This is a genomic window from Skermanella aerolata KACC 11604 (genome assembly GCF_000936425.1).
Taxonomy (GTDB): Bacteria; Pseudomonadota; Alphaproteobacteria; order Azospirillales; family Azospirillaceae; genus Skermanella; species Skermanella aerolata.
This window is the reverse complement of record NZ_AVFK01000020.1, coordinates 93,776-120,424: the sequence shown is the minus strand read 5'-3', so window position 1 is coordinate 120,424 and position 26,649 is coordinate 93,776. Positions and strand designations below refer to the sequence as shown.

General features: G+C 64.2%; 18 protein-coding genes. 10 read left to right on the top strand and 8 right to left on the bottom strand.

What is annotated here, in order from left to right:
* Nucleotides 1-19: 19 nt before the first annotated feature.
* From N826_RS22495 to N826_RS22485, 3 genes are all read right to left on the bottom strand, one after another.
* A complete protein-coding gene (locus N826_RS22495) occupies nt 20-994 on the bottom strand; it encodes an Rpn family recombination-promoting nuclease/putative transposase (protein WP_044432495.1) in 975 nt (324 codons plus the stop codon).
* Nucleotides 995-1,111: 117 nt separating this feature from the next.
* Nucleotides 1,112-2,089, bottom strand: coding sequence for a glycosyltransferase family 2 protein (locus N826_RS22490; protein ID WP_052831824.1), 978 nt, complete (start codon nt 2,087-2,089; stop codon nt 1,112-1,114).
* Nucleotides 2,090-2,346: 257 nt separating this feature from the next.
* On the bottom strand, nt 2,347-2,535 hold the full coding sequence (locus N826_RS22485) for a hypothetical protein (protein WP_044432494.1): 189 nt from the start codon (nt 2,533-2,535) through the stop codon (nt 2,347-2,349).
* 435 nt (nt 2,536-2,970) lie between these two features.
* Here N826_RS22485 and N826_RS22480 point away from each other — a divergent pair, with 435 nt between their 5' ends.
* Nucleotides 2,971-4,032 carry an amino acid ABC transporter substrate-binding protein gene (locus N826_RS22480; protein ID WP_052831822.1) on the top strand — a complete coding sequence of 354 codons (1,062 nt, stop codon included), beginning with the start codon at nt 2,971-2,973 and terminating at the stop codon, nt 4,030-4,032.
* Nucleotides 4,033-4,039: 7 nt separating this feature from the next.
* Here N826_RS22480 and N826_RS22475 read toward each other — a convergent pair whose 3' ends face one another.
* Nucleotides 4,040-5,044, bottom strand: a complete 1,005-nt coding sequence (locus N826_RS22475) for an extracellular catalytic domain type 1 short-chain-length polyhydroxyalkanoate depolymerase (protein ID WP_084721044.1) — start codon at nt 5,042-5,044, stop codon at nt 4,040-4,042.
* An 827-nt stretch (nt 5,045-5,871) separates the two neighbouring features.
* On the opposite strand from N826_RS22475, the gene N826_RS22470 reads away from it, so the two are divergent.
* Both N826_RS22470 and N826_RS22465 read left to right on the top strand, forming a co-directional pair.
* Nucleotides 5,872-6,546 (top strand): LuxR C-terminal-related transcriptional regulator, encoded by a 675-nt coding sequence (locus N826_RS22470; protein WP_044432491.1) that lies wholly within the window; start codon nt 5,872-5,874, stop codon nt 6,544-6,546.
* A 64-nt stretch (nt 6,547-6,610) separates the two neighbouring features.
* Nucleotides 6,611-6,829, top strand: coding sequence for a hypothetical protein (locus tag N826_RS22465; protein ID WP_044432490.1), 219 nt, complete (start codon nt 6,611-6,613; stop codon nt 6,827-6,829).
* A gap of 24 nt (nt 6,830-6,853) precedes the next feature.
* Here the strand turns inward: N826_RS22465 and N826_RS22460 are convergent, their stop codons facing one another.
* Nucleotides 6,854-11,242 carry a chemotaxis protein CheB gene (locus N826_RS22460; RefSeq protein WP_084721042.1) on the bottom strand — a complete coding sequence of 1,463 codons (4,389 nt, stop codon included), beginning with the start codon at nt 11,240-11,242 and terminating at the stop codon, nt 6,854-6,856.
* Nucleotides 11,243-11,570: 328 nt separating this feature from the next.
* On the opposite strand from N826_RS22460, the gene N826_RS22455 reads away from it, so the two are divergent.
* The 3 genes from N826_RS22455 (at nt 11,571) to N826_RS22445 (ending at nt 15,180) form a co-directional block, all read left to right on the top strand.
* Nucleotides 11,571-12,035, top strand: a complete 465-nt coding sequence (locus N826_RS22455) for a response regulator (RefSeq protein ID WP_211099348.1) — start codon at nt 11,571-11,573, stop codon at nt 12,033-12,035.
* 142 nt (nt 12,036-12,177) lie between these two features.
* A complete protein-coding gene (gene glgC, locus N826_RS22450; protein WP_280178487.1) occupies nt 12,178-13,491 on the top strand; it encodes a glucose-1-phosphate adenylyltransferase in 1,314 nt (437 codons plus the stop codon).
* A 15-nt stretch (nt 13,492-13,506) separates the two neighbouring features.
* Complete coding sequence (locus N826_RS22445; RefSeq protein WP_147040931.1) at nt 13,507-15,180, top strand: alpha-D-glucose phosphate-specific phosphoglucomutase; 1,674 nt, start codon at nt 13,507-13,509, stop codon at nt 15,178-15,180.
* A gap of 232 nt (nt 15,181-15,412) precedes the next feature.
* Here the strand turns inward: N826_RS22445 and N826_RS22440 are convergent, their stop codons facing one another.
* Complete coding sequence (locus tag N826_RS22440; protein WP_044432488.1) at nt 15,413-15,802, bottom strand: response regulator; 390 nt, start codon at nt 15,800-15,802, stop codon at nt 15,413-15,415.
* Between the two features lie 323 nt (nt 15,803-16,125).
* Here N826_RS22440 and N826_RS45770 point away from each other — a divergent pair, with 323 nt between their 5' ends.
* From N826_RS45770 to N826_RS22425, 3 genes are all read left to right on the top strand, one after another.
* Nucleotides 16,126-17,298 carry a calcium-binding protein gene (locus tag N826_RS45770; RefSeq protein ID WP_052831815.1) on the top strand — a complete coding sequence of 391 codons (1,173 nt, stop codon included), beginning with the start codon at nt 16,126-16,128 and terminating at the stop codon, nt 17,296-17,298.
* A 103-nt stretch (nt 17,299-17,401) separates the two neighbouring features.
* Nucleotides 17,402-19,117, top strand: a complete 1,716-nt coding sequence (locus tag N826_RS22430; protein WP_044432487.1) for a type I secretion system permease/ATPase — start codon at nt 17,402-17,404, stop codon at nt 19,115-19,117.
* A gap of 10 nt (nt 19,118-19,127) precedes the next feature.
* Nucleotides 19,128-20,471 carry an HlyD family type I secretion periplasmic adaptor subunit gene (locus N826_RS22425; RefSeq protein WP_052831813.1) on the top strand — a complete coding sequence of 448 codons (1,344 nt, stop codon included), beginning with the start codon at nt 19,128-19,130 and terminating at the stop codon, nt 20,469-20,471.
* Nucleotides 20,472-20,497: 26 nt separating this feature from the next.
* Here the strand turns inward: N826_RS22425 and N826_RS22420 are convergent, their stop codons facing one another.
* A complete protein-coding gene (locus tag N826_RS22420) occupies nt 20,498-21,415 on the bottom strand; it encodes a LysR family transcriptional regulator (protein WP_044432485.1) in 918 nt (305 codons plus the stop codon).
* 128 nt (nt 21,416-21,543) lie between these two features.
* Here N826_RS22420 and N826_RS22415 point away from each other — a divergent pair, with 128 nt between their 5' ends.
* Complete coding sequence (locus tag N826_RS22415) at nt 21,544-22,707, top strand: mandelate racemase/muconate lactonizing enzyme family protein (protein ID WP_044432484.1); 1,164 nt, start codon at nt 21,544-21,546, stop codon at nt 22,705-22,707.
* A 46-nt stretch (nt 22,708-22,753) separates the two neighbouring features.
* Here the strand turns inward: N826_RS22415 and N826_RS22410 are convergent, their stop codons facing one another.
* Nucleotides 22,754-26,431 (bottom strand): alpha/beta fold hydrolase, encoded by a 3,678-nt coding sequence (locus N826_RS22410; protein WP_044432482.1) that lies wholly within the window; start codon nt 26,429-26,431, stop codon nt 22,754-22,756.
* Between the last annotated feature and the right edge of the window lie 218 nt (nt 26,432-26,649).

Sequence of the window (26,649 nt, the reverse complement as noted above, 5' to 3'; positions counted from 1 at the left end):
TCTTCCGCTTGGCCGGCAGTCAGTGCCGGGCTTGGTCCGAGAACAGTGCTTCGGGCGACGTCACCGTACAGGCGCGCCGCAGCATGTCGTCCAGCATCTCGGGAGCCGTTTGACGGACTCGCGCCTCGATTTCTCCGGGGACCTCTCCGAAGCGGGCTTCAAGGGTGATCAGGACGCTGGCGATCTTGCCCTTGGTTTCACCTTTTGCTTCGCCTTTTGCTTCGCCTTCGGCCATGCCCTGCCGGATCCATTCCTGTGCGGCGAGTGATACCATGTCCTTCTCCCGGTGCGGCTTGATCCGGTGAGCCACCTTGACCAGGAGGTCGATCGTGATCAGCGGATACATTTCGAGCATATAACGGATCACCTGCTCTTCAAAGGGCGTCCCGTCGCGCAGGCCGGACAGGATGGTCTGAAGAAGTGGTTCGGGGTCGGCGCCGTCCCGGTATACGTGCTTCAGCGACAGCAGGCCGGACCGGATTTCCGGATCGGCGGAAAGTTCGTCATCGGGGATGTAGCCGATGTTGCGGACGTAGTAGCGCAGGTCGCGCAGATATTCCGCCAGACCGTGATCGGCGTCGAAGCAATCGACGATCGACGTCGGGACCTTCCAGTTGCTCCGTCCATGGTAGAAAACCAGCGGCACGATCGGGGGCAGCTTGCGGATCGTCCCAGGGTCGCCGTCAACGAGGCGCTGCCAGATGTCGACCATGTAGCCGAGCACTTGGAGCGGGGTCTTCGGGTCCGGAAAGCTTTTGTGCTCGAGCAGGACGTAAACCAGGATGGTCCCGCCGTCGCGCAGCCTGACGGAGAACAGGCGGTCGGTCCAACTCGGCGTCAGGGTCTTGTCGACGAAGCTGCCGTCCAGAAGGACGGGCAACTCATCGGACAGGCGGCAGGCGATGGCTTCCGGAAGATAGTCGCGGATCAGGACGGCTGCCCGTGCGACGTCGTCGACGAGTGCCCGAAACAAAAGGTCGTGCTGCTGAGTCATGAAGGCGGCGCCGGCTTCCTGCGGATGTATGCGGTCGATCCGCCTCCGGCCCCCTACGTCACCGCCGCCATTTCCGCCAGTGCGGCATCTTGGCCCCATGTACGCGGCACAACCCGATTATCGCAACTCCATGACTCGTCGGCCCAGGGCAGGAAGCGCTTCATCGAGCGGCACCCGGTTCCCCTGCCCATGGAGCTTCGCGGTCAGCCGGCCGACGACCGCATCCGGGCATTCGACAAAGATATCGTTGCCGTTCGCGAGGTGCGATCGCCAACCCGCCAGGGTCGCGGCCATGCCGCCGGCGGCCCGGCCGTCCTGCCGGTCCGAGGTGAAGACACGCACGCGGTTGCTGTGGCGAAAGCGGGCGCCGGTCCGCTTGAGCCTCGCATAGAAGGCCTGATCCTCGCCGGTGGCAAGGGCGGGCATCCCGCCGGCCCGCACATAGGCGTGGGCGGTTGCGGCCAGACTGGCGCCGCCATGGTCGCCATGACGCGGCCAGCAGTCGAACGGATCGGGGTCAAGCAGCGACGCCAAACGATGCGTCAGCCTTTCATAGCGGCGGTGGCGCATCGTCGCCTCGCGAAGGCGCGGCTCGGCATCGAGCAGGCTGACCGGCGGCAGCATCAATTTGCCGCCGACGCCGTCCGCGCCGGCATCGACCGCCGCCAGCGTCTCGGTCACCCAGTCGGGCGCCACTACCGTATCGGCATCGGTCGCCGCGATCACGCCTCCCGGATGCCGCATATGGCGGAAACGGCCGAGCGCTTCCTCCATTGCGAGCCGCCGCGCCCAGCCGACATGGGCGTGACGCGGCGCCAAGACGATATCGATGATGTGCAGGCGAAAGTCGGGATACAGCGACGCGAAACGGTGGGCGATCTCGACCGACCGGTCGGTGCTGTTGTTGACCAGCAGAATGACCTCGTACAGATCGGGGTCGAGGGGATCGCCCCACCTGTCCACCTGGGCCTTGAGGCCGTGCAGGCAGTCCTCGATGAGGTCTTCCTCGTTCTGAGCCGGTATCGTGACGCTGATGCGCAATCGGGAGGCAGGCGGACGGTCGAGCGACCGGCTGCGAAACTGTGACAGGATCAACGGAATAGTAGTCTCAGGTAGACATTGTGAGACTATACCGGCATTCGCTCGCAGCGACATCGATAAACAGCCGCTACAAACTTATCAGCCAAGTAATACAGTTATGAAAATCGACTTCTAATTGCTTGCGATCGCGCGCGGTCATTCAAAATCTTTCCTTGATCCAGAGTCGAGGCCATCACGCCGCCCGCAATGATGATTGTGCGAATTGACGGCATCTCAACAACTGGCAAGGATTTTTGTTTCCCATTACCGTATCAGGCGGCTTTGCGGAAACCGTCGTTGGCAGCGCCCTGGTTGAACGACACGGTCCGGGTCTTTTCGACGGCGTCGGCGTTCAATTCGTCACGGGTCAGCTTGCGCGCGATGATGGCGGTTACCGCGAAGTGAACGATGGCGATCAGGGCAAGAAGGGTCACAATGTTCACGGTGGCTTCGGTCAACATGTCATCAACTCCGGTAGCAAGTGGTTCGTTGTGCAGTGCAGTAAATATGCCTCCAAACAGCTTGGGATGTCAAATGCCACATTGCGTATTTTGTATACCATATTCCGGTGGCAGCCTTGCGTTTCGCGGATAGGTTCAGCCAACCAAGGCTCATGCGACGAAATGCACCATACTGGAAGCAGTTTGCGAAATACCTGCGCGCCAAACGTGCCGGGCGAATATGATTTGCGAATGAAGTAATCAAACAACTGCGTCAGCATTACTGTCGCAATAATCTTGCTGCGACGCAGCGGAAAACTGGCCGCTTGTTTTGCCGCAGCCGATTTTCGGGGTCAGCTGCTCGAGCCTGCGCACCCGAAGGCTCGTCATCTTCGTTAAGGAGACGCCGGTCGATCGACGACCGGCTGGTCCTCCTCCGGAGAAGCGGAACCGACAATGCTTACTACTAAAATCAGAGCCCTCCTTCAGGGGCTGCCACTTCTTTCCCTGGCTCCAGCATTGGTAGCCCTGCCCCTGCTGCTGGCGGCGCAACCTGCCCAGGCCGGACAGGTCTTCGACGCCATAAAGAAGCGAGGCACCATCCGGTGCGGAGTCAGCACCGGCGTCGCGGGGTTTTCCGTTCCGGACAGCACCGGCCAATGGTCCGGAATCGACACCGATATCTGCCGGGCACTCGCGGCCGGCCTGTTCGGCGATAAGGGCAAGGTGAATTTCGTCGCCTTGTCGCCGCAGCAGCGCTTCACCGCCTTGCAGTCCGGCGAGGTCGATCTGCTATCCCGCAATACGACCTGGAGCCTCAGCCGTGACACCGCCGCCGGCCTGAACTTCGGCCCCGTCACCTTCTATGACGGACAGGCCTTCATGGCCCCCAAGAGCCTCGGCGTCTCATCCGCCAAGGAGCTGAACGGCGCCACCATATGCGTCCAGCCCGGAACCACGACGGAACAGAACCTCGCCGATTACTTCCGGCGCAACCAGATGACGTTCCAGCCCGTCGTGATCGAGGCCTTCGACGAGATCAACGCCGCCTTCTTCGCCGGCCGCTGCGACGGGTACACGACGGACGCGTCCGGTCTGGCGGGCGTGCGTTCGACCCTGGCGTCCAATCCGGACGACTACGTGATCCTGCCGGAGCTGGTTTCCCAGGAACCGCTGGCGCCCGCCGTAGCACACGGCGACGACCAGTGGTTCGACTATATGAAGTGGACGGTCTACGCGCTGATCCAGGCGGAACAGCTCGGTCTGACCTCGGCCAACGTGGACCAGCACCTGAACGATCCCGACCCCAACATCCAGCGCCTGCTCGGTACCTCGGGCGATGTCGGAGCCATGCTCGGCGTCGACGCCAAATGGGGCTACAATGTCATCAAGCAGATCGGTAACTATGGCGAGCTGTTCGAGAAGAACCTTGGCCAAAGCTCGGCATTGAAGCTGGAACGAGGTTTGAACGCACTTTGGACCGAAGGCGGCCTGATGTACTCGCCCCCTATCCGCTGACGGGGGATTACCGTTTCGGCTTGGTCCACCGTCCCGGCCGGCGCTTCGTCAAACCCCAGAACCATGCGGCATGCTCGGCGCAGGATATCCCCATGTCGAAGACATAGGGTGCGGTCATCACCGACCGTGCCCTGCCGCCGGTCCGTACCGGCGTCCCGTGCGCCATGCCGTCGACCACATATTCCTCGACCACTTCGACGCCCGACCGGTTGAGCCATGCCCGCCGCCGGTGGCCGTTGACCCGGTCGACGGAAACCGGCGTCCGGGACAGTCGGTGGACGCCGACCCACTGCTTGACGATCTCGGCCCCGTTCACGGGGCTGACGGTCCGGTCCTCCGTTCCGTGCCAGACCGAGACGCGCGGCCAGTTCCCCCGGTGCGACGATGCGTTCCGCACCAGGCCGGACCATATGAGAGCCGGCCTGACGCGGCCATGGACCATGGCGCTCAACGCGTCGATCCGCCCGTAGGCCGCCTTGTAAGGCATGCCGGCGACGATGGCGCCGCCCGCGAAGACGTCGGGATACGTGGCAAGCAGGGTGCAGGCCATGGCGCCCCCGGCGGACAGGCCGGTGACGAAGACGCGCGACGGATCGAGACGATGGCGGGCCACCATGAAGGCGATCATCTGCCGGATCGACAGCGGCTCGCCGGTATCCCGCTCCATGTCGGCCGGGCAGAACCAGCCAAAGCAGCGGTTGAAGTTGTTGGCGCGCTTCTGTTCCGGCAGGAGCAGTGCGAAGCCGAGCTTGTCCGCCAGCTTCGACCAGCCGATGCCATGGTCGTAACTGGCGGCCGTCTGGCCGCAGCCGTGCAGCGCCACGACCAGCGGAGCCCCGGCGCCCGCCTTTCGCGGAACGAAGCCGAACATCCTGAGATCGCCCGGGTTCGAGCCGAACTCCGTTATCTCTTCGAGCTTCGCTTGCCATGAAGCAGCGCCGCTGTCGCCCCGGCGGAACGCGCCCAAGCGTTCCACCAATGCGGCGGCCCCCGCACGTGCCGATCGCGCCATGATATCGCAGTCCGATGAATTTGGATTGTTTCGACCGGAGATTTAATGAAGCACCGGCCCTTGTCGAAAATGAACGAGCGGCCGTCGCTATGGTTCCTTCGCACCCGCAACATGCCCCATCGATTCGCTTAGGGCTATGGGACCCGGCCGTCCGATGGGAGTGGTTGCGGCACCCCGCCCGGCGGGCGAATTCCAAAGGGGCATTTTTTGCACAATTATTCAGCTTACCTCGGGCATGGACCGGTCGCGACCGCGCGAAACGCCTAAAGCACCAGCACAAAGTATGATCAAAATTTAGGCATAGTTACAAAAAACGGATATAAGAAAGTTGGTACAATAAGCAGTTGGCAAGCGGCGGGATTTGTGCAAAAAAAAGCCGCCCGTTAAGGCGGCCTGAGTTTAGGGAGGAAACGCCCAAAGAGGCGTATGCAGCATCGCTGCTGCACTGCGATAACAGCGCAGAATCAGAAATAGTTCAAATGAAAAAGGCGGATCGCAGGATCCGCCTTTTTCATTTCGCGTGTCCGGTGTTACCGGCCGGACACGCGGGATGGCGGCGGCGCGCCTTCGCCGCTTTGTTCCAAAACCCCTGATAGAAATTCCGAGACTGCTTCACTCAACCAAGGCCATGGGGTGAGCCTATGCATTTTGGCGGCGCGGCACCCCCGCAGGAGCGAAATCTATACCTAAAATTATATTAATTTTCCCTTTATATCGGTCACTTTTTGAGACAATATTGAGACCAACGAAGACACCAACTGAATACGACTTTCACTCCGGCCCTCATTTTCAAGCTACTGGGCAGCCATTCTTAGGAAACCAAAATCATGACGCACAATAGCCGCACCGTTCTGATCGAAGCCAACCGTCTTTTCCGCGAAGGACTTAAGCATCTACTGGCCGGAACCCGTTTTGAAGTAGGCTCGGAGTACAACACCATTGATCTGGCTTTGTCGGCCGAAGTAACCGACGCAGCCCCGGAGCTCGTCATCAGCGGTCAGCCGGTGAAGGACGAGGCCGACCTCCGCGCCATCCGCGAAGCCTTCCCGTCCGCCCGCGTCGTCGTCCTGGCCGACGACCTGACGGTGGATGTCCTGCGCGCCGCTATGGGTGGTGGAGCCGACGGCTTCCTCATCAAGAACGTCTCGCCGGAAGCCCTGATCCAGTCGCTCCAGCTCATCATGCTGGGCGAGAAGGTGTTCCCGACCAACCTCGCCTCCATGCTGCTGGACATGAACGCCATCAGCCCGCAGCAGTCGATCCGCGGCCTGTCTCCTCGTGAGCAGGAAATCCTCCAGGCCCTGGTGACCGGCGCCAGCAACAAGATGATCGCGATCAAGCTCGGCATCACCGAGGCGACCGTCAAGGTCCACCTGAAGACCCTGCTGCGCAAGATCGACGTCAACAACCGCACCCAGGCCGCGATCTGGGCCATGAACAACGGCTTCACCGCCGATGGCGCGCCCACCCCAACCCGCAACCTGTACGCCGTCTCGGCGTAAGGGTTCCTCCTGCCCCGACATATTGACAAAGCATAACCGCCGGCTGCGGCAGATGGAGATTATCATGGGCGAGCATTCGAAGCTGAAAACGGTGTCCGTCAAGCTGGGCCTGAGCGAGCATTATCTCGTCGGCCGCATGCTGATGCTCAGGGAAAAGCTGACCCTGGCGCAGTGGCAGGTCTACGACCGCAGTGCCGAGGCGATCTGCAACCAGATCCTCAGCCGCCTGCCGGCCGACGATCCGGACTCCGCGGTCTGGGACAACCGCCGCAAACGCTCCTGATCCCCGGAGGAACCGGAAGCCGCCTCACGCCGCCGGTTCGTCGCCGCCTTTCCGGGCGGCGGCGAGCGCCAGCCGAGCCAGCGCCGGGAGGGACTTCGTGCCGGTCTTCCGCATGACCTCGGCCCGGTGGTTCTCGACGGTGCGTTGGCTGATGCCAAGATCCGCGGCGATGTTCTTGCTGGGATGACCGTCCAGGACCATGTCCATGATCTGCCGCTGACGCTCGGTGAGGCTGGACAACTGCGAAACAGCCTTTTCCCGCCGTGAGACGATCACCTTCTCATCCCGCGATTCTTCGAGCGCATGCCTGACGCTGGCAAGCAGTTCTTCCCGGCTGACCGGCTTCTCGATGAAGTCTGAAGCTCCCGCCTTCATGGCATGGACCACCGTCCGGACATCGCTGTTTCCAGTGACCATAATGGCCGGCACGCGGTGACCCGCATCCGACATCCGCTCCAGCAGATCGAACCCGCTCATCCCCGGAAGATTGGCGTCCAGCAACAGGCATGATCCATGGCCGGGATGATAGGCGTCCAGGAAAGTTTCGCCGTCCGCATAGCTCTCGACGACGTGGCCGCCCTCCTCCAGCACCCTGCTGATCCCCGCCCGTACGGCGTTGTCGTCCTCCACGACGAAGATCACGGATGAGCCGGGCGGGGCGTCCGCCGGTGCGGCGGCAGCGGGCGAATTCGCAAGCATCCGCTGTATCGTCTTCAGCAAATCCGCACCCGTTACCGGCTTGTGCAGTTGCACGCACCGCTCCAGCGCCACGCTGCGCAGGGTGTCCGTCGATATGTCGCCGGTCATGATGATGACCGGAATATCGCGGTTAAAATGCTGGCGCAGCTTTACCGCCGCCGTCAACCCGTCCATTCCGTTCGGCAGATTGTAGTCCGCGATCATGAGGTCGGGCTGGAAAGAGTCCCGCATCGCCAGTTTCAGCGCCGAGACGCCATCGGGAGCCGTCGTTACGCGATGCATGCCGTCGGTAAGGATGAGTTCCAGCAAGTCGCGCATTTCGCTGTCATCCTCGACGACCAGGATCTTTCCGGTCCGATGGACGGCTTGCGCCGACGTGACGGCACCGTCCCCGACAGGGCTTCCCGGCAAGGATACTACCCCTGTCGTCTGAAGCTCCACTTCGATCGAGAAGACCGAGCCCCTGCCGGGCCAGGAGCGAACGCCGACACGATGCCCCATCAGGTTGCCCAGACGCTGAACGATGGAGAGGCCGAGCCCCATGCCCCGCTTCCGTTCGCGCGCCGCGTTGTCAAGCTGGCGGTACTCCTCGAAGATCGACTGAAGCTCGCCTTCCGGGATGCCGATCCCGGTATCCCATACCTCTATGACGATGCGTCCCTCGCGGCGGCGGCAGCCAAGCAGCACCTTGCCCTGCCGGGTATACTTGAACGCGTTGGCAAGCAGATTGCGGATTATCTGCGCCAGCAGGTTCCGGTCGCTCCTGACCGTGGCGCCGCACCGAACCACGCGCAGATCGATTCCCTGGGCCTGCGCATGATAGGTGAATTCGCTCTTCAGCCGGTCCAGTAGGTCGCTGACCGGGAAGCTGGCGATATCCGGATGGATCATGCCAGCATCGATCTGGTTTATGTCGAGCAGCGTGTTCAGCATCCCCGACATCGCCGCCAGCGTCGCCTCGAACAGCTCCAGCAGCCTCCTCGGCTTGTCGCCTTCCACGGCCGTTCCGAGCAGTCCTTGAAGAAGTGTCAGCGTTTGAAGCGGCTGGCGCAGGTCATGGCTGGCCGCGGCCAGAAAGCGCGACTTCGCGGCGCTTGCCTGTTCCGCCTCCTGTTTCGCCACCACCAGCGCATCGGATACGCGCTTTCGCTCCGTGATGTCGACGAAGGTGACGACGACGCCCTCAACCCCACCCTCCTGGGTGCGGTAGGGCATCACGCGGCGGATGTACCAGGAGCCGTCCAGAGTTTCGATCTCCTGTTCGACACGGGCCTGCGTCCGCAATACGATTGCCGCATCGGCCATGAGAGTGTCGTTGGCCGAGATCGATTTGAGATCCGCCAGGGGGCGGCCGATATCGCTGGAGATGACGCGGAAAAGCGATTTGGTGGCCGGCGTGAAGAAGCGGATGTTGAGGTCCATATCGAGAAAAAGCGTCGCGACCTCGGAGCTGTACAGGACGTTCTGAAGATCGTTGGACGCCGTACGCTGCCGCTCCAGGGTCTCGTGAAGCTGGGTGTTGAGCGCGGTAAGCTCCTCGTTGAGCGATTGCAGCTCTTCCTTCGACGTCAGCAGTTCCTCGTTGGTGGACTGATACTCCTCGTTGACCGACAACGCTTCTTCGTTGATCGCCTTCTGCTCTTCGCTGAGCACTTCGAAGTTATGGATGGCGTCCTGAAGGTCGCGCCGCGTGGCCTCCAGCTCACGCTCAAGCTCATGGACGCGTGGAACATCCTGCAAGACAGCCTGACCGTCCGGCTTCCGCTCCACCTTCGGCCCGTCGATGAAGCAGATCAGCAGGAACTCTTCGCCATCGTTCGAGACGGGCTGGGCGGCGATGCTGAACGAGAACAGGTCGCCGTTGCGGGTTACCTTGCCGCCGTCGAGGACGATCCGGGTGTTTTCATGGGAAGCCCTTTGGATCGCCTGCCTGAGTTTTGTCCGGACGCCGTCACGCGCCATGGCGATGATATCGTGCATCGGGTAGTCCGGCGACACCTGCAAATAGGCGTCGGTCGGCCCCAGGAAATAAAGGCACTCATACTTACGGTTGATCAGGACGGTTGCCGGTGCGCACGAGTCGATGACGAGACGCTGACACAGTTCGGCCAGGACGCCGGGGCGCGGGGATGCCGGGCCTTGTCCCGGACGCGTGGGCATCCGCATTCCGCCGCCGGGGTTCATCGCGAAGCCCAGCTCGGCCGGTTTGCCGTGGCCGCCGTTGCGCCGGTAGAGTCTTTCTTGCTTGGAAATCACCTCGAAGCGCCCCTCGGCGGCGCCGATCGTTTCCGAGTTCCCCAGCAGCAGCAGACCGCCTTCATGCAGAGCGAAATGGAAGAGCGAAATGACTTTGGCCTGCGCTTCCGCACCGAGATAGATCAGCAGGTTGCGGCAGGAAATGAAGTCGAGCCGCGAAAAAGGCGGATCGGCAAGCACATCCTGAACCGTGAACACCACCGACTCGCGCAGTGCGGAGGTTACCCGGTAACCATGATCCTCCTTCGTGAAGAAGCGCTTCAGACGCTCCGGGGAAACCTCCGCATCGATCGTTTCAGGATAAAGCCCCTCCCTGGCGTAGGCTATGGCATCGGGATCGACGTCGGAGGCGAAGACCTGCAATTTCAGGCTCGGGTTCAGGGCGGCGATCCGTTCATGGAACAGCATGGAGAGAGAATAGGTCTCCTCGCCCGAGCTGCATCCAGCACTCCAGATCCGTAGCGGCTGACCGGACTTCCGCCCGGCGACCAGACCGGGAACGATCTTTTCCGCGAGAAGATCGAACACCTTGCCGTCGCGGAAGAAGCTGGTGACGTTGATCAGCAGGTCCTTGGCCAGAAGGTCCAGCTCCTTAGGGTCGCTTTTCAGAATATCGAGATAGCGGCCGGACTCCTCCGGCTCGATCGCGGCCATCGCCATGCGGCGCTCGGTCCTGCGCCGCAAGGTGCCCTGCTTATATAGAGTGAAGTCGTGAGGTGTATTGGTCCGAAGAAACTCGATGATCGCGGGCAGCCAGTCGCCTCCCTCGGACTGGGCAGGAGAATTTCCCGGCCGGCGCGTCAGCCTCATGCGCCGGTCATAGGTCACCAGCTTCCGCGGGATATCGGCGGCGGCCAGAACGATATCGACCAGACCGGTTGCGATAGCGCTGCGCGGCATGCCGTCATAGGCCGCCTCGGCGGGGTCCTGGGCGATCACCAGTCCCCCCAGTTCCTTGACCGACTTCAGTCCAAGGCTGCCATCGGCCCCAGTTCCGGACAGGATCACGCAGACGGCCCGCTCGCCGCATTCCTCCGCCAGCGAATGCAGCAGGAAATCGAAAGGCAGGCGCGCACCGTGCCGCGCCAGCGGTTCTGAAAGACGCAGGGCTCCGCCTGCCACCGAGAGATACGTTCCAGGCGGAATGACATAGAAGTGATCCCGCTCCACCGGCATGCCATCCACCGCCTGAACCACGGTCATCGGCGTATTGTCGGCCAGCAGGTCCACCATCATGCTTTCATGGGTGGGGTCGAGGTGCTGCACCAGGATGAAGGCCATGCCGTTGCCGGCCGGCAGGGCGTCCGCGAATTTCCGGCAAGCATCCAGACCACCCGCCGAGGCGCCTATGCCGACGATCGAGAAGTCCAGGGCATCACCGGTCTCTCCCGTCGATGTTGGAAGGGCATGACTCGGCAGCGGAACGGACTCGGCCGGATTGGATGGCGTTCCAGACATTAGACAGTCGTTTTCCAGATGTTTCCGTCCGTCGGGCACGGCGAATTCCTGCGGGTAACCGCGTGTAATTTGATACTACCACATATCTACTGTGACGCATCCCCACTCATCCGTCACAGGCAGCCGTGTTGAAATGACACATGGTCCCCGTATCCAGGCAAATCCGGGCATGAGTAGATTCCGACCCTCCTATCCGGTCTGCGCCATCGGATATGTTTAAATGGAACAAGGCGGATGTAAACATTCGCCCAACTTTAGTCTTGCCCGGAATACACAAGTCGCTGGAGCGAATTGCCGGGCCGGCTGGATGCGGACTGGATATTTCAGCATGATGAACATGGACGATGGGCGTTTGATCGACAATCGCACCGGCCGGCAGGCGGGCGCTTCCGGGATGGCACGAGCCGGCGGCACGCCCCGCGTCCTCATCGTGGAGGACGAGGCCGTGATCTCCATGCTTCTCGCCGAGGTGCTCCAGGAAATGGGGTATGAAATATGCGCCACCGCGACCACCGAAGACGCCGCGGTAGCGGCGGCCATTCAGTACAACCCCGACCTTATGATCGTCGACGAGTGGCTGCGCCGGGGAAGCGGTGTCTCGGCCATGACGAAAATAAACCGGTCCATACATATTCCATACGTATTCGTGACAGGCGATCCTTTGATCGGCCGATCGCTCAGCCCAGATACTATAGCGATTCAGAAGCCCTTCACCATTCCTGAACTGGTGAGAGCAGTAAAGAGCGCGCTGAAAAGAACGGACAGCGGCGGCCATCTCCCAAACCCAGCATGAAAACTCAGCAAACCGGACGTGATTATTAATTCAAGATGATTCAAGCAATGCCAGCGAGGAGGGGTTAACCCTCTGAACAAAAGCATCGCTGCGCTGCAACAAAGCTCCCTTTTTCCGCCCTGATTGTTATACTCGGACCGAAGTGCGAAAGGCATGCCCACGGTGTCCGCGACCATCAGGCGCCAAGAGAAGGAACAGCACGATGCAGTTGAAGATTATGGGATTGATCCTGGCCGGTGGCAAAGGCACAAGATTATCCCCACTGACCAGGGAGCGTGCCAAACCGGCGGTGCCATTTGGCGGTAAATACCGCATCGTCGATTTCGTCTTGAGTAATTTCATCAATTCCGGAATTTACTCGATCTATGTCTTGATTCAGTTCCGAAGCCAGTCGCTGCTGCAACACTTGCGCGACGGCTGGCAGTTCGGCGGATTGCTTCAGGAGCAGTTCATCATCCCGGTGCCGGCGCAGATGCGCTCGCCGGGCGAGACCTGGTACAGCGGCACGGCGGACGCCGTCTTCCAGAACGCCAACCTGATCGAGCAGTCCAAGCCCGACCTCGTCGTGCTGTTCGGCGCCGACCACATCTACCGGATGGATATCCGGCAGATGGTCGAGTTCCATTCCAAGAAGAACGCCGGCGTCACGATAGCCGTGATCCCGGTCGACAAGAAATACGCCAAGGAGTTCGGCGTGATCGAGGTCGACAAGGACGGCCGGATCATCGGCTTCGTCGAGAAGCGCGAAGACGCGCCGACCATGCCTGGCGACCCGACCAAGGTGCTGGCGTCGATGGGCAACTACATCTTCTCGAGCGAACTCCTGCTCAAGATGGTCTACGAGGACGTCAAGAACCCCGAAAGCTCCCATGATTTCGGCAAGGACATCCTGCCCGCCTTGATCGGCAAGGTCGAGATGTTCGCCTACGACTTCCAGACCAACCGCATCGCCGGCGACCCGCCGGAGGGCATGCCCTACTGGCGCGATGTCGGCACATTGGACGCCTATTACGAAGCGAGCATGGACGTGCGGGCGATCGATCCTCCCCTCAACCTCTATAACCGGCAGTGGCCGTTGCGGACGTCGGGCTATTCCGACCCGCCCGCCAAGTTCGCCTTCGACGAGGAGCAGCGCCGGGGTCAGGCGATCGACAGCATGGTGTCGGGCGGCTGCATCATATCGGGCGGCATCGTCAAGCGCTCGGTAGTCGGCCGCTGGGTGCGCGTCCATTCCGGAGCGCTGGTCGAGGACAGCATCATCTTCGACAATGTCGATATCGGCCGCCGGGCCAAGATCCGCCGCGCGATCATCGAGAAGAACGCCCGTATCCCGGAAGGCGCCGTGATCGGCTACGACCTGGAAGAGGACGCCAAGCACTACCACGTCACCGAAACCGGCATCGTCATCGTCGAGGGCCACCGCTCTCCCGTGCCGCTCGGCAGCATTACAGTCTAAGGGTAAATCGAGAAAATGGCTCCGGTGATCGTCCCGACCACTCCCTTCAATGACCAGAAGCCCGGCACCTCAGGGCTTCGCAAGAAGGTGACCGTCTATAGCCAGCCGCATTACGTGGCTAACTTCATCCAGTCCATCTTCGACGTCATGTCAGGCAGCGGCGACGATGGCATCCAGGGCCAGACGGTCGTAGTCGGCGGCGATGGCCGGTTCTACAATCCCGAAGCCATCCAGATCATCGTCAGGATGGCAGCCGCCAACGGCATCCGGCGCCTGCTGATCGGCCGGGGCGGCATCCTGTCCACGCCGGCCGCCTCGCATGTTATCCGCAAATACAAGGCGTTCGGCGGCATCATCCTGTCGGCCAGCCACAACCAGGGCGGTCCCGACGGCGATTTCGGCATCAAGTACAACACCGGCAACGGCGGCCCCGCGCCGGAGAAGATCACCGACGCGATCTTCAAGCGAACCGGCGAAATCACCGAATACCGCACGGTCGAGACGCCGGACATCGACCTCGACCGGCTGGGCACGTCCCAGCTTGAAGGCATGACGGTCGAGATCATCGACCCGGTCGCCGACTATGCCGAGCTGATGGAGAGCCTGTTCGACTTCGACCAGATCCGCTCGCTGTTCCGGGGCGGCAGCCAGGGCGGTACCCAGGGCGGAAAATTCCGCATGGTGTTCGACGCGCTCAGCGCCGTCACCGGCCCCTACGCGACCGAGATTCTGGAAAAGCGTCTCGGCGCTCCGGCAGGAACCGTGCTGAACGGCACGCCCCTGCCCGACTTCGGCGGCCACCATCCCGATCCCAACCCCGTCCACGCTCACGATCTGGTCGCGGCCATGACCGGGCCGAACCCACCGGACTTCGGCGCCGCGTCCGACGGCGACGGCGACCGCAACATGATCATGGGTCCCAGTCTGTTCATCACGCCGAGCGACAGCCTGGCGCTCCTTGCGGCCAACGCCCATCTGGCGCCCGGCTATGCCGGGGGTCTGCGCGGCATAGCGCGCTCGATGCCGACCAGCAGGGCCGCCGACCGGGTGGCGGCAAAGCTCGGCATCCCGGGGTTCGAGACTCCGACCGGCTGGAAGTTCTTCGGCAACCTGCTCGACGCCGGTCAGGCGACCCTGTGCGGCGAGGAGAGCGCCGGTACCGGCTCCGACCATGTCCGGGAGAAGGACGGACTGTGGGCGGTGCTGCTGTGGCTGAACATCCTGGCCGCCCGCAACCAGCCGATCGGCGAGATCGTCCGTCAGCACTGGCGGGAACTCGGCCGCGACTACTACACCCGCCACGACTACGAGGACATCGACAACGCGACGGCCGACGCCATGATGGCCGACCTGCGAGCATCCCTGCCCACGCTGCCCGGCACCCGCATCGGCGACGCCGAGGTCAAGACCGCCGACGACTTCGAGTACCGCGACCCGATCGACGGCTCGATCTCGAAGCGCCAAGGCATCCGCATCTCCTTCGCCGACGGCTCCCGCGTCGTCTACCGCCTCAGCGGGACCGGCACGGGAGGAGCGACACTCCGCGTCTACATGGAGCGCTATGAGCCCGATCCGGCGAAACAGGAGCTCGATTCGCAGGAAGCGCTGGCCGGCCTGATCGCGACGGCCGACGCGGTCGCCGGAATCTCGAAGCGGACCGGCCGCGATAAGCCCTCGGTCATTACTTAAGGGGCGGGGCAGGACGCACAGGAACGCCAAGACGCCAACGGCGTTGAAGCTTAACCGTTGAATTCCAGCAGAGCTGTCGGGCTGAAGAGGCCCGACCTACGAAAGCGTGCAATCCTATTGACCGGCGCTCCGCCATTGTACACGAGCACGCTGACGTAGGTCGGGCCTCTTCAGCCCGACATCTAACGTCCCAGACCAGTCAGGCTCAAACGCGGTTGGTATAAGTCAGCCCCTAATGATCCGGCCTCTCGCGCGCCAGCATCGTGCTCAGCGCCCGAAGCACGCCGGCCAGATTGATCGGCTTGGTGAAGATCTCGATCGGATCGTCGACATCGTGGCGCAGGCGTTGCTCGACCGTTTCCGACAGGTAGCCGCTGGCGACGATCAGCGGCAGATGCGGCGCCAGGGTGCGCAGGCGCACCGCCAATTCGTCGCCGGTCATGCGTGGCATCTTCAGATCGGTGACCACCGCGTCGGCCGGGTCGCGGTTCCAGATTTCCAGCGCCTGCTGCCCGTCTCCCGCCACGCTGACACGGAATCCTCGCCGCTGAAGGACATTTTGAAGCGCCATCGCCGCCAGCACCTCGTCGTCGACGACAAGGACGTGAGCTTGAATGGCCATGGGCGGTCTCCTCGATATGATTCTCCAAAGTGAACGCGGAATTCCATACCAACGCCAACGTTAAATGAAAAACCGACCGTATTTGCCATATGCATCATTTTATCAAGAAATAATTTATTAAACTTGAGCTCTATATTAGAAAACGGATTTACCCACAAGAGAACTGAAAAGTGAATCGCCTGTCACCCAGGTGACATTTCTCATTGTCCGTTGCCGTCAATATCCGGTTCGTGAAGCGGAATGCACCGCCGAACAACAGACAAACCCTTGCGAATGCAACGACCCATCATGGGTTTCATTTCAAAGCGACTGGAGAAATCACCATGGCGATCATCGGCAACAACGGCAACAACGTTCTTGACGGCGGCAACGGCAACGACCTGATCCGGGGTCTCGACGGCGACGACGTCCTGAACGGCAAGGGCGGCAACGATACGCTGATCGGCGACCGGGGCAGCGACCGAAGCAATGGCGGCCACGGTCACGACCGCATCATCTGGAACAACGGCGACGGCTCCGATTTCAACGACGGCGGCAGCGGCCACGACGTCCAGGAAGTCAACGGCGGCGACGGCGACGAGAAGTTCGCGCTGAAGGCCGGCGGCCACGACTTCCTATTCGATCGTGTCAGCCCCTTCCCCTTCACCCTCAACGACCAGAACATCGAGAAGCTCGAGCTGAACGGCAACGGCGGCAAGGACATCTTCAAGATCCACAGCCTTGCCGGTACGGACCTGAAGGAAGTCTGGTTCAACGGCGGCAAGGGGCACGACGAACTCGACGGCAGCGCCACGGAAGTCAAGATCAAGGCCTGGGGCGGCGACGGCAACGACAAGCTGTTCGGCGGCTCGGCGGACGACGAGCTGAACGGCGACCACGGGGACGATCTGCTGGTCGGCAACCGGGGCAACGACAAGCACAACGGCGGGGCCGGTCACGATACCATCGTGTGGAACAACGGCGACGGTTCCGACACCAACAACGGCGGGTCCGGAACCGATACCCAGGTGGTCAACGGCGCCAATCAGGCGGGTGACGAGTTCGTCGTGAAGGCCGGCGGCAACGACTTCCTGTTCGACCGCATCAACCTTGGGCAGTTCACCCTGAACGACAAGAACATTGAAAAGCTGGTGGTCAACGGCGGCGGCGGCGACGACAAGTTCACCGTCAAGAACCTCGCCGGCACCGACCTGCACAAGATCGTCTTCAACGGCGGCGACGGCAAGGACGTGCTCGACGCTTCCAAGACCCATGTCGATATCGAAGCCTATGGCGACAAGGGCAAGGACATCCTGGTCGGCGGGTCGGGCGACGACAAGCTATATGGCGGCGATGGCGACGACGTGCTCACCGGCGGCAAGGGCCACGACATCCTGAAGGGCGGCGCCGGGCATGACGTCCTGACCGGCGGCCTCGGTGCCGACATCTTCTACAAGGGCGCCGGCGACATCATCACCGACTTCCAGCACGGCATCGACACGGTGTTCATCGTCTGACGCCGCGCGGACGCGCTGATTTCCCGGCGGGAGGCACAGCCTTCCGCCGGGGCTTTTCGCATAGCCTCAAGGTTTGATCTCCCTCCATCGGGAACGATTGATCATGTCGAACGACCGGCCCCTGGCCGCGGCGCTGGGACGGTGCCGCCAACCTCTCCTCTGGATCGCGGCTTTCAGCCTGCTGATCAACATCCTGATGCTGACCTCCTCGCTCTACATGATGCAGGTGTTCGACCGGGTGCTGGCGTCGGGCAGCCTCGCCACGCTGGCGTTCCTGACCCTGGCGGCCGGCGGCGCCCTGGCGCTGATGTCGGCGCTGGACTTCGTCCGCTCCCGCATGCTCGGCCAGCTCGGCGAGTGGCTGGACCGGCGGCTCTCGGCCCCCGCGCTGGAGCGCTCGCTCGACGGCGTGCTGGCCGGGCGCGGCGACCGGATGGACGCGCTCCGCGACCTCGACAGTCTGCGCGGGTTCTTCGGCGGCGGCATCACGTTCCTGTTCGACGCTCCGTGGGTCCCGGTCTATCTGGCGGTGATCTACCTGCTGCACCCGGTCCTGGGCCACATGGCGGCCGGCGCCGCGGTCGTGCTGTTCGCGCTGGCCCTGGTCAACAGCCACGTCACGGCCAAGCCGCTGTCCGCCGCCGGGATGGCGAACCGCCGGGCGATGCGGACCGCCGACTCCGCTCTCCGCAATGCCGAGGCGGTGGAGGCGATGGACCTGATGCCGGGACTGATCCGGCGCTGGGAAGCGGATCACGAAGTCCAGCTGACATATCAGGCCACCGTCATGACCCGCAACGCCGTGCTGGTCAACGCGACCAAGTTCCTGCGCCAGATGGTCCAGATCGCGATCCTCGGCCTGGGCGCGTGGCTGGTCGTCCGCCACGAGATCACCGGCGGCACCATGATCGCCGGCTCGATCCTGCTGGGCCGGGCGCTCCAGCCGGTCGAGCTGGCGGTCGGCGGCTGGAAGCAGGTTTCCAACGCCCGCGCCGCCCGCCAGCGGCTGGAGGAGTTCTTCAACCGCCCGGCACGCCGGCCGGCGGGATTGCCGCTGCCCGCCCCCAAGGGCCACCTGACGGTCGAGAACCTGACGTTCCGGATGCCCGATGGGCAGAAGCCCATCCTGGCCGGGATAACGTTCGAGGTCCCGCCGGGTGAAGCCTTGGCCGTGATCGGCCATTCCGCCGCCGGCAAGTCGACGCTGGCCCGCATGCTGGTCGGCCTTCATCCCCCGACCGCCGGCACCGTCCGGCTCGACGGGGCGGAGATCTTCTCCTGGCGGCGCGACGACATCGGCCGGCACCTGGGCTACCTGCCGCAGGACGTCGAGCTTTTCGCCGGCACCATCGCCGACAACATCGCCCGCCTCCGCACACCGGACGCCGAAGCGGTGGTAACCGCCGCCCGGCTGGCCGACTGCCACGACATGATCCTGCGCCTGCCCAACGGCTACGACACCGAGATCGGCGACGGCGGGGCCATGCTGTCGAGCGGGCAGCGGCAACGGATCGGGCTGGCCCGCGCCCTCTACGGCCAGCCCAGGCTGGTCGTGCTGGACGAGCCGAACTCCGCCCTGGACGTGGAGGGCGACGAGGCGCTCAACCGCGCCATCGCCGCCATCAAGCAGGCCGGCACGACCGTCGTGATCGTCGGCCACCGGCCCAGCACCCTGGCCCAGGCCGACCGGGTGCTGATGCTGCGCGAAGGCCGCCTGCACATGTTCGGCCCGCGCGCCGACGTGATCGAGCGGCTGACCCGCCATCAGGTCCAGGCCGTCCCCGCCAAGAACCAGCCTATGCCGCAAACGGCATCGTGAGGAAGCTGTCATGACATCGCTCACCTATGCATCTCCCGCCGCCTTCTCCACCGCCGCCGTCCTCGCCGACAAGCCGCCGGTCGCGCGCACGCTGGCAGCCGGCATCTTCATGGCGGTCGCCGGTTTCGGCGGCTTCGGCACCTGGGCGGTGCTGGCGCCGCTGTCGAGCGCCGCCGTGGCGCCCGGCGTCGTCACGGCGGACACCAACCGCAAGACGGTGCAGCACCTGGACGGCGGCGTCATCGCCGAGATCCTGGTGCGCGACGGCGACCATGTCGAAGCCGGACAGGTGCTGATGCGGCTGGACGATCTGGAGACCCGCTCCGTCGTGACCCTGCTGGAAGGCCAGCGCCGCGCCTATGCCGCCCAGGAAGCGAGACTGCTCGCCGAGCAGCGCCACGCGGACCGCCTGATCTTCCCGGCCCTGCTGGCCGCACTCCGCACCGACCCTGAGATGGACGAGATCCTGACCGGCCAGGAACGCATCTTCGAAAGCCGCCGCGCTTCCCTCCACGGCCGCATCACCGTCACGCGCCAGCGCATCGCGCAGTACGACGCCCAGATCGGCGCGCTCAACGCGCAACTGGCATCGGGACGCGGCCAGTCGGCCCTGATCCGCGAGGAACTGGTCGGAGTCCAGGAGTTGGCCGACAAGGGCTTGGAACGCAAGCCGCGCCTGCTGGCGCTGAAGCGTCAGGCCGTCGATCTGGAGGGCGAACAGGGGGAATACGCCAACCGCATCGCCCAAGCCCGCGAAGCGATCGCCGAAGCCGAGCTGGAGATCATCCGCATGGAAGCGGACGACCAGCGCGAAGTCGCGACCGAATTACGCGAGGTGCAGATGCGGCTGGCCGAAGTGCGGGAGAAGCTGGCCTCCGCCCAGGTCCGCCAGGGCCGCCGCGACGTCGCGGCGCCGGAAGCCGGCACCGTCGTCCGCCTGCGCTACTTCTCCCCTGGCGCCGTCGTCGCCCCCGGCGGCGCGATCCTCGACCTCGTGCCCCGGGACGACCGGCTGGTGATCGAGGCGAAGGTGCGTCCGACCGATATTGACGTCGTCCATGCCGGGCTGCCGGCCAAGGTGATCTTCAGCGCCTTCAAGATGCGCACCACGCCGCAGCTGGAAGGCACGGTCTCGCTGGTCTCCGCCGACGCGATGACGGAGGAACGGACCGGCGTCACCTACTACACCGCCCGGATCGCCGTCGATGCGAAGGAACTCGCCAAGCTCGGCACCCGCCAGCTCCAGCCCGGCATGCCGGCGGAAACCATGATCGTGACCGGCGAGCGCACCATGATGGAATACCTGCTGCAACCCGTCAGCGACACCTTCCGCGCCGCGTTCAGGGAGGAGTGAAGGCGGGCAGGACAGGCTTTTTCAAATCAGCCGATGTGATTTGTGGGGCTCCCGCTCAGAAGATTCCACAACTCGTCCGCGGCATGGTTGCGGCAATCGAACGCCCTGATAAGCCTGATCTCGATAGGAATATCGAACTGCTCCGGTCCCGCCCGTACCAGACGCGCGTGTGTCAGGTCGTCCGCGGCCAGCGTCAGGGGAAGCCAGGCGACGCCGTGCCCTTCGCGGGCCATGGTCAGCAGCGTTGCGGCGAGATGCGAGGTAAAGACGGTCTCCAGGCAGGCGATCCCGTCCCCGCCGCCTTGATGTGCCGCCAAAATCCGGCCAAGCCCGGAAGCCTGGCTGTAGGCGAGCAGCCTCGTCCGTCTTTCCCGTGAGCCTGGAAGCGGCCAGACCGGGCGGTTCTCCGCGTCCGGCGCGCAGACCGGAACCAGCACATCGTCGCCCACATGGACGCTCTGGAACCGGGAAGGCTCGAAGCGCGTCGGCGCGTCCGCATGATAGTGGCACAGCAGGAAATGCACCTCGCCGCCGAGCATGATCTCCTCGCAGGCTTCCATGCTGTCCGAGATCAGGTTGAGGGTGCCGAGCGCCTCGAAACGCATGTGCCCGCGTATCCAGGCGGGAAAAAACGTAAACGAGAGGGCGTGCGTCGCGGCGATCGACAGCGTCGTTCCCGCGTGCTCGCCCATGGCCCTCGTGTCGCGGCGCGCCCGATGCAGGTTGCGCATCAGGTCGTCGGCCAGCGGCAGGAAATAGCTGCCGGCCGGCGTCAGGGTTGCTCCCTGTGCGCCCCGCACGAAGAGCGGAGTGCCTATCCAATCCTCCAGTGCGCGGATGCGCCGGCTGAAGGCTGGTTGCGTCACGTTGCGAGCGTCCGCCGCGCGCGAGAAATTCTTATGCTCCGCCAGCGCCAGGAAGTCCTTGAGCCAGTCCAGATCCATGACGATACCGATCCTGCATAAGGCGCACCGATCTTGGCATTGGCCAATCGGCAGCGTCCAGAGGTAGTTGATAGTCAGGCTTCCGCATGAGGAGCCTTCAACCAAATCTTACCCTGGGGAAACCATCCATGCGTATCATCGACGTCTGCGAGATCACCAAGCCGATCGCTTCGCCCATCCGCAACGCCTACATCGACTTCTCGAAAATGACCGCGAGCCTGGTGGCGGTGGTCACCGACGTCGTCCGCGACGGGCGGCGCGTGGTCGGCTACGGTTTCAACTCGAACGGCCGCTACGGCCAGGGCGGCCTGATCCGCGAGCGCTTCCGCGACCGGATCCTCGAGGCGGCTCCCGAGAGCCTGCTCGACGACAGCGGCGACAACCTCGATCCGCACAGGATCTGGGCCGCGATGATGACGAACGAGAAGCCGGGCGGTCACGGCGAGCGTTCGGTGGCGGTCGGCACCCTCGACATGGCCATCTGGGATGCCACGGCCAAGATCGCGGGCAAGCCGCTCTTCCGCCTGCTGGCCGAGCGCAAGGGCCGCGAGGCGAACCCGAGGGTCTTCGTGTACGCGGCCGGCGGCTATTACTATCCCGGCAAGGACGACACCGCTCTCCGGGCCGAGATGCGCAGCTACCTCGACCGCGGTTATAACGTCGTGAAGATGAAGATCGGCGGCGTCCCCATCGACGAGGACCAGCGCCGGATCGAGGCGGTACTCACTGAAATCGGCTCGCAGGCGCAGCTCGCGGTCGACGTGAACGGGCGGTTCGATCTTGAGACCGGCATCGCCTACGCCAAGATGCTGCGCAACTATCCCCTGTTCTGGTACGAAGAGGTCGGCGACCCGCTGGACTACGCTCTCCAGGCCGCCTTGTCCGAGTTCTACCCCGGCCCGATGGCGACCGGCGAGAACCTGTTCTCACACCAGGATGCGCGCAATCTCCTGCGCTATGGCGGGATGCGGCCCGACCGCGATTTCCTGCAGTTCGACTGTGCCCTGTCCTATGGCCTGGTCGAATACCTGCGCACCCTTGACGTCCTGGATCAGTTCGGCTGGTCGCCGTCGCGCTGCATCCCCCACGGCGGACACCAGATGTCGCTCAACATCGCCGCCGGCCTCGGGCTCGGCGGCAACGAGAGCTACCCGGACCTGTTCCAGCCTTACGGCGGCTTCCCGGACGGTGTGCGTGTCCAGGACGGGCACATCGTCATGCCCGAATTGCCTGGCATCGGCTTCGAAGGCAAGTCCGACCTGATCAAGGTCATGCGCGAACTGGCCGAGTGATGGTCGGAGCAACGGTTCTCGCAGTGTAGATTGACGCCATGCACCCTCACCCCCGCACGAAACGCCTCAGCACGTCGCAGAACTCCGCCGTGGCGGTGAAGGTCGGCAGGTGGCCCTTTCCTTCGAAGCAGTAGAGCGACGCTCCCGGTATCCTGCCCGCCATCTCGCGGGCGGCGGCGAAGGGCACGTCCCGGTCGTCGCCGCCATGGGCCAACAGCGTCGGGACGGTGACGCGCCCCAGTAGGCCGGTGACATCGTTCCTGGGATCGAAGGTGAAGAAGCGCCTGATGGTATCCTCATGCAGGTTGAGGCACTGATCGATGAACTGCTTCCGCAACTCCTCCGTCCCCGGCTCGGAGAAGATCGTCGGCGCGAAGGCCTCGACGGCGCGGCGCAGGTCGCCGGCTTCCAGCGCCGCCATCAGGCCGCCGGCCTCCGCCCCTTCCGGGACCTTCGTCCCCAGACCGACGGTCTGACGCCAATAGGCCCCGACCAGGACGATCCTGCTGAGAAGCTCCGGCTGAAGCACGGCAAGCCGGATCAGCAGCAGCACGCCCCGGGAAATACCGACGCCGACGACCGGTCCGCCGGCTCCGGCCTCCGCCAGCACCGCGCGGACGTCCTCGGTGTGGTCGTGCATGTCGTAGCCGGGCGCCAGCGGGTCCGATGCGCCGGTGCCGCGCGGGTCGATCGTGATGATCCGGAACTCCTGGCACAGGTCCTCGATCAGCGGCTGGAACACCGGCAGGCCGTAGACGAAGGGATGGATGAAGACCAGCGTCGTCGATCCCGCCCCGTGCTCGTAATAGGCAACGCGCCCGCCGGCCCGCGTCATGCTGAGAGGGCGGTGAAGCCGGTTGGCGATCGCCGGACGGCGATGCCCGTCCTCTTCCAAACCGAGCGCCTGCACGTAAGCCCCGTTGGCCCCCGCCAGATCTCCGCGCAGGCTCAGCAGGTCGCCCAGCAGGGTCAGAGCCTCGATGCGGCATCGCTCGTCCGGATCTCCGGTCTTCTCGGCGGCGGCAAGACCGCGTTCGGCCAAGGCTATCGCCTGGGCCAGCCCGTAGCGCGACTTCGCCTTGGCCGCCGCCTGGATCAGGTAGCGTGCGGCCTTGTCCCACTGTTCCCCCGCTTCGCAATGGTCCGCCAGCGCATCGACGACAGCCGCAAGGCCGTTGGGCCACAGGCTTTCCATCGCGGCGGCGACCGCCGCATGCAACGCGACACGGCGGGGCCGGGGCAGGCTTCCATAGGAGACCTGACGGGTCAGCTCGTGCTTGAACCTGTATTCGGCGGAGGGGAGGAAACGCGTCTGGTACAGGAACTCGGCGGCGTTCAGCACCGCCAGCGCATCCCGTACCGCCTCGTCGCCGTAGCGGCAGACCGCCAGCAGCGGATCAAGCGGGACCGTCCGGCCCAGCACGGACGCCGTCTGGAGCACCTGCTTTTCCAGCGCTCCCAGCAGACCGATGCGGGCCGCGATCACGTCCTGGACCGTGGCGGGCATGCCGAGGTCATCGACATCCCCCACCGCGCGATAGGCGCCGGGCCGTCCCTCCAGCCGTCCGGTTTCCACCAAGGCTCTTGTCATTTCCTCAAGAAACAGGGGATTGCCCTCGGCACGCCGGATCAGGCCGCGCTTGACCGGGTCCAGGTCCTCGCCCGGACCCAGCAGGCGGCTGAGCAGGGTGTCGGCATGATCGTCCGTCAGGGGGTCCAGATGGCAGAGCGTGTAGCAGCTGTGCGCCGTCCAGGCATCACGGAAACCGGGCCGGTACGTCACCAGCAGAAGGATCGCGGCGGGCGGCAGTATCCGCACCAGCCCGTCTATGACAGCGATGCTTTCCTCGTCGGCCCAGTGCAGGTCGTCCATGACGATCACGACAGGTCCGCGCCGCGCTTGGGCCGTCAGCAGCGCCAGGACGCCGTCGATGATCGAACGCTGGCGCTGGGAAGCTCCCATCCGCTTCCAGTCCGGGTTCTCGACGGGCAAGTCGAGCAGCCAGGACAGGGCTGGAGCGGCCGGTAGAAGATCGAGCGGTTCCACCATCTCGCGCAGCCGGCCCGCCACCGCCTCAGGTTCGGCCGTGTCCGCGATGCCCAGCCAGCCGCGCAGCATCCTGCGGACCGGCAGGAAAGCGCCGGTCTCGTGCGGGGCGCTGTCGGCAAGCAGCAGGGTCCAGCCGGCGTCCGGCAGCGCTTGGGCGAAATGATGCGTCAGCCTGGACTTCCCGATCCCGGCATCCCCCACGATGGAGACGATCCGGCCCTGCCCGGCGCCGGCCTTCCGGCGCGCTTCGTCGAGGGTCGCGAGTTCGGCCGCCCGTCCGATGAAGGCATCGAGCCCGCGCGCCGCCGTCAGGTCCCAGCGGGTGCGGGCACGGGTAGCGCCCAGCAGGTCCCGCAGGGCCGCCGGTCCGGCGGCGTGTTCCGGCGCGAAGTCGCGCGGATCGGCAAAGCGGAAATATCCCGCCGTCCGGTCGAAGACGGCCGATGTCACTGCCATGATCCCGACGGGGAGCAGGTGCACCAGCCGGGCGGCGGTCTGGATGGCCGGTCCGATGGTTTCCGCCCCGCCCGCCGCCGTCTCCCGCACCAGGACCTCGCCCGTATCCAGGCAGGCCGACAGGCAAAGCTCGCCGCCGCTGCCGGACGCCAGGGCGGCCCGCATCGCGAGCGCCGCCCGGCAAGCCTGGACGGCGTGGTCCTCGAGGGTCCGCTCGACGCCGAACAGCACGACCGCCGAGGTGCCTAGCGCTGCCCCCATCATCCCGCCGAAGCTTTCGACCAGTGGCCGGAGCGCCGTCAGGAAATCCGCCTGCCTCGACAGTTCCTCCGGGTCGGCGCCGTCATCCGCGATCCGGTGAACGCAGGCGGCGAGCACGGTCGCGACCTTCCGCTCCGCCCCAGCCAGTCCCGAAACCGCGATTGGAACCGGTGCTCGATCCAACTCCGGCACCGGCGCCTGCGCCGGCTCCACTGCGGCGGATACGGCGGGTGCGGCGGGCGTCTTCCGCCGCAGGTCCTGCCACGCCGCCACCAGCGGTTCGGCGGGTGCTGCATGGTCGCGAAGCTGGCGCAGGGAAACGACATACTGCTCCTCGGCCGCGTCCCGCCGGCCGCTCTCGGCGAGCAGACGCAGTAGCAGCGAATGTCTGCCCGCGTCGTCCGGGTCGAGTGCCACGGCGCGGCGGGCGAACGGCAGCGCCATATCGGGTTCGCCGGCATGACGCTCCACCACGGCCGACAGGATCTGGCGGTGCAGGGCCCGCGCCTCTTCCCGGACGGCTATCCGCCAGACTTCGAAGTCCGGGCAGGCGGAAAGCTCCATCCCTTCCAGGAAGTCGCCCCGGAACTCGGCTTGCAGTTCCTTCAGCGTGGCGGTGTCGACGCCCTCGATCCCACCGTCGAGCCGCGTCCTCACGGCAGCCAGATCGATATGCGAACCGGCGGGATCGAACGACACCAGCTCGCGCGTCGCCAGTATCCGTGCCCGGTCGGGGTCGTTGACGATCGGCCGCAGCTTGCTCAGGCTCCAGCGCAAGGCGCCCTTCGGGTCGTCCGGAGCGTCCCACAGCAGCGCGCAGAGCCGCTCACGGCGCAGCGGGCGGTTCGCCAGCGCCAGATAGGCCAGCAGCCCGCGCGTCTTCCGGGAGGGGGGCATTTCAAGCCGCTCTCCGTCGCGCGATATCTCCATTTCGCCCAGGAGTCGGATGCCGAGCATCGATTCCTCCGGAAGGAATTTGCAGGATTCGAAGCGGGGCGGCTTTGGCAGAAATAACTCATGCGAAGTAGCCGGCACCAAAACGACCGGCGACTGTGCAGCGCTTCACACCGCTTCCAACGGCGAAGGCCGAAAATACCACTATGGCTCAAACGACCGCATACACGATTACTGGGTAAATCAACGACCATCCCGACAGGTCGGTGGACTCGTACAAT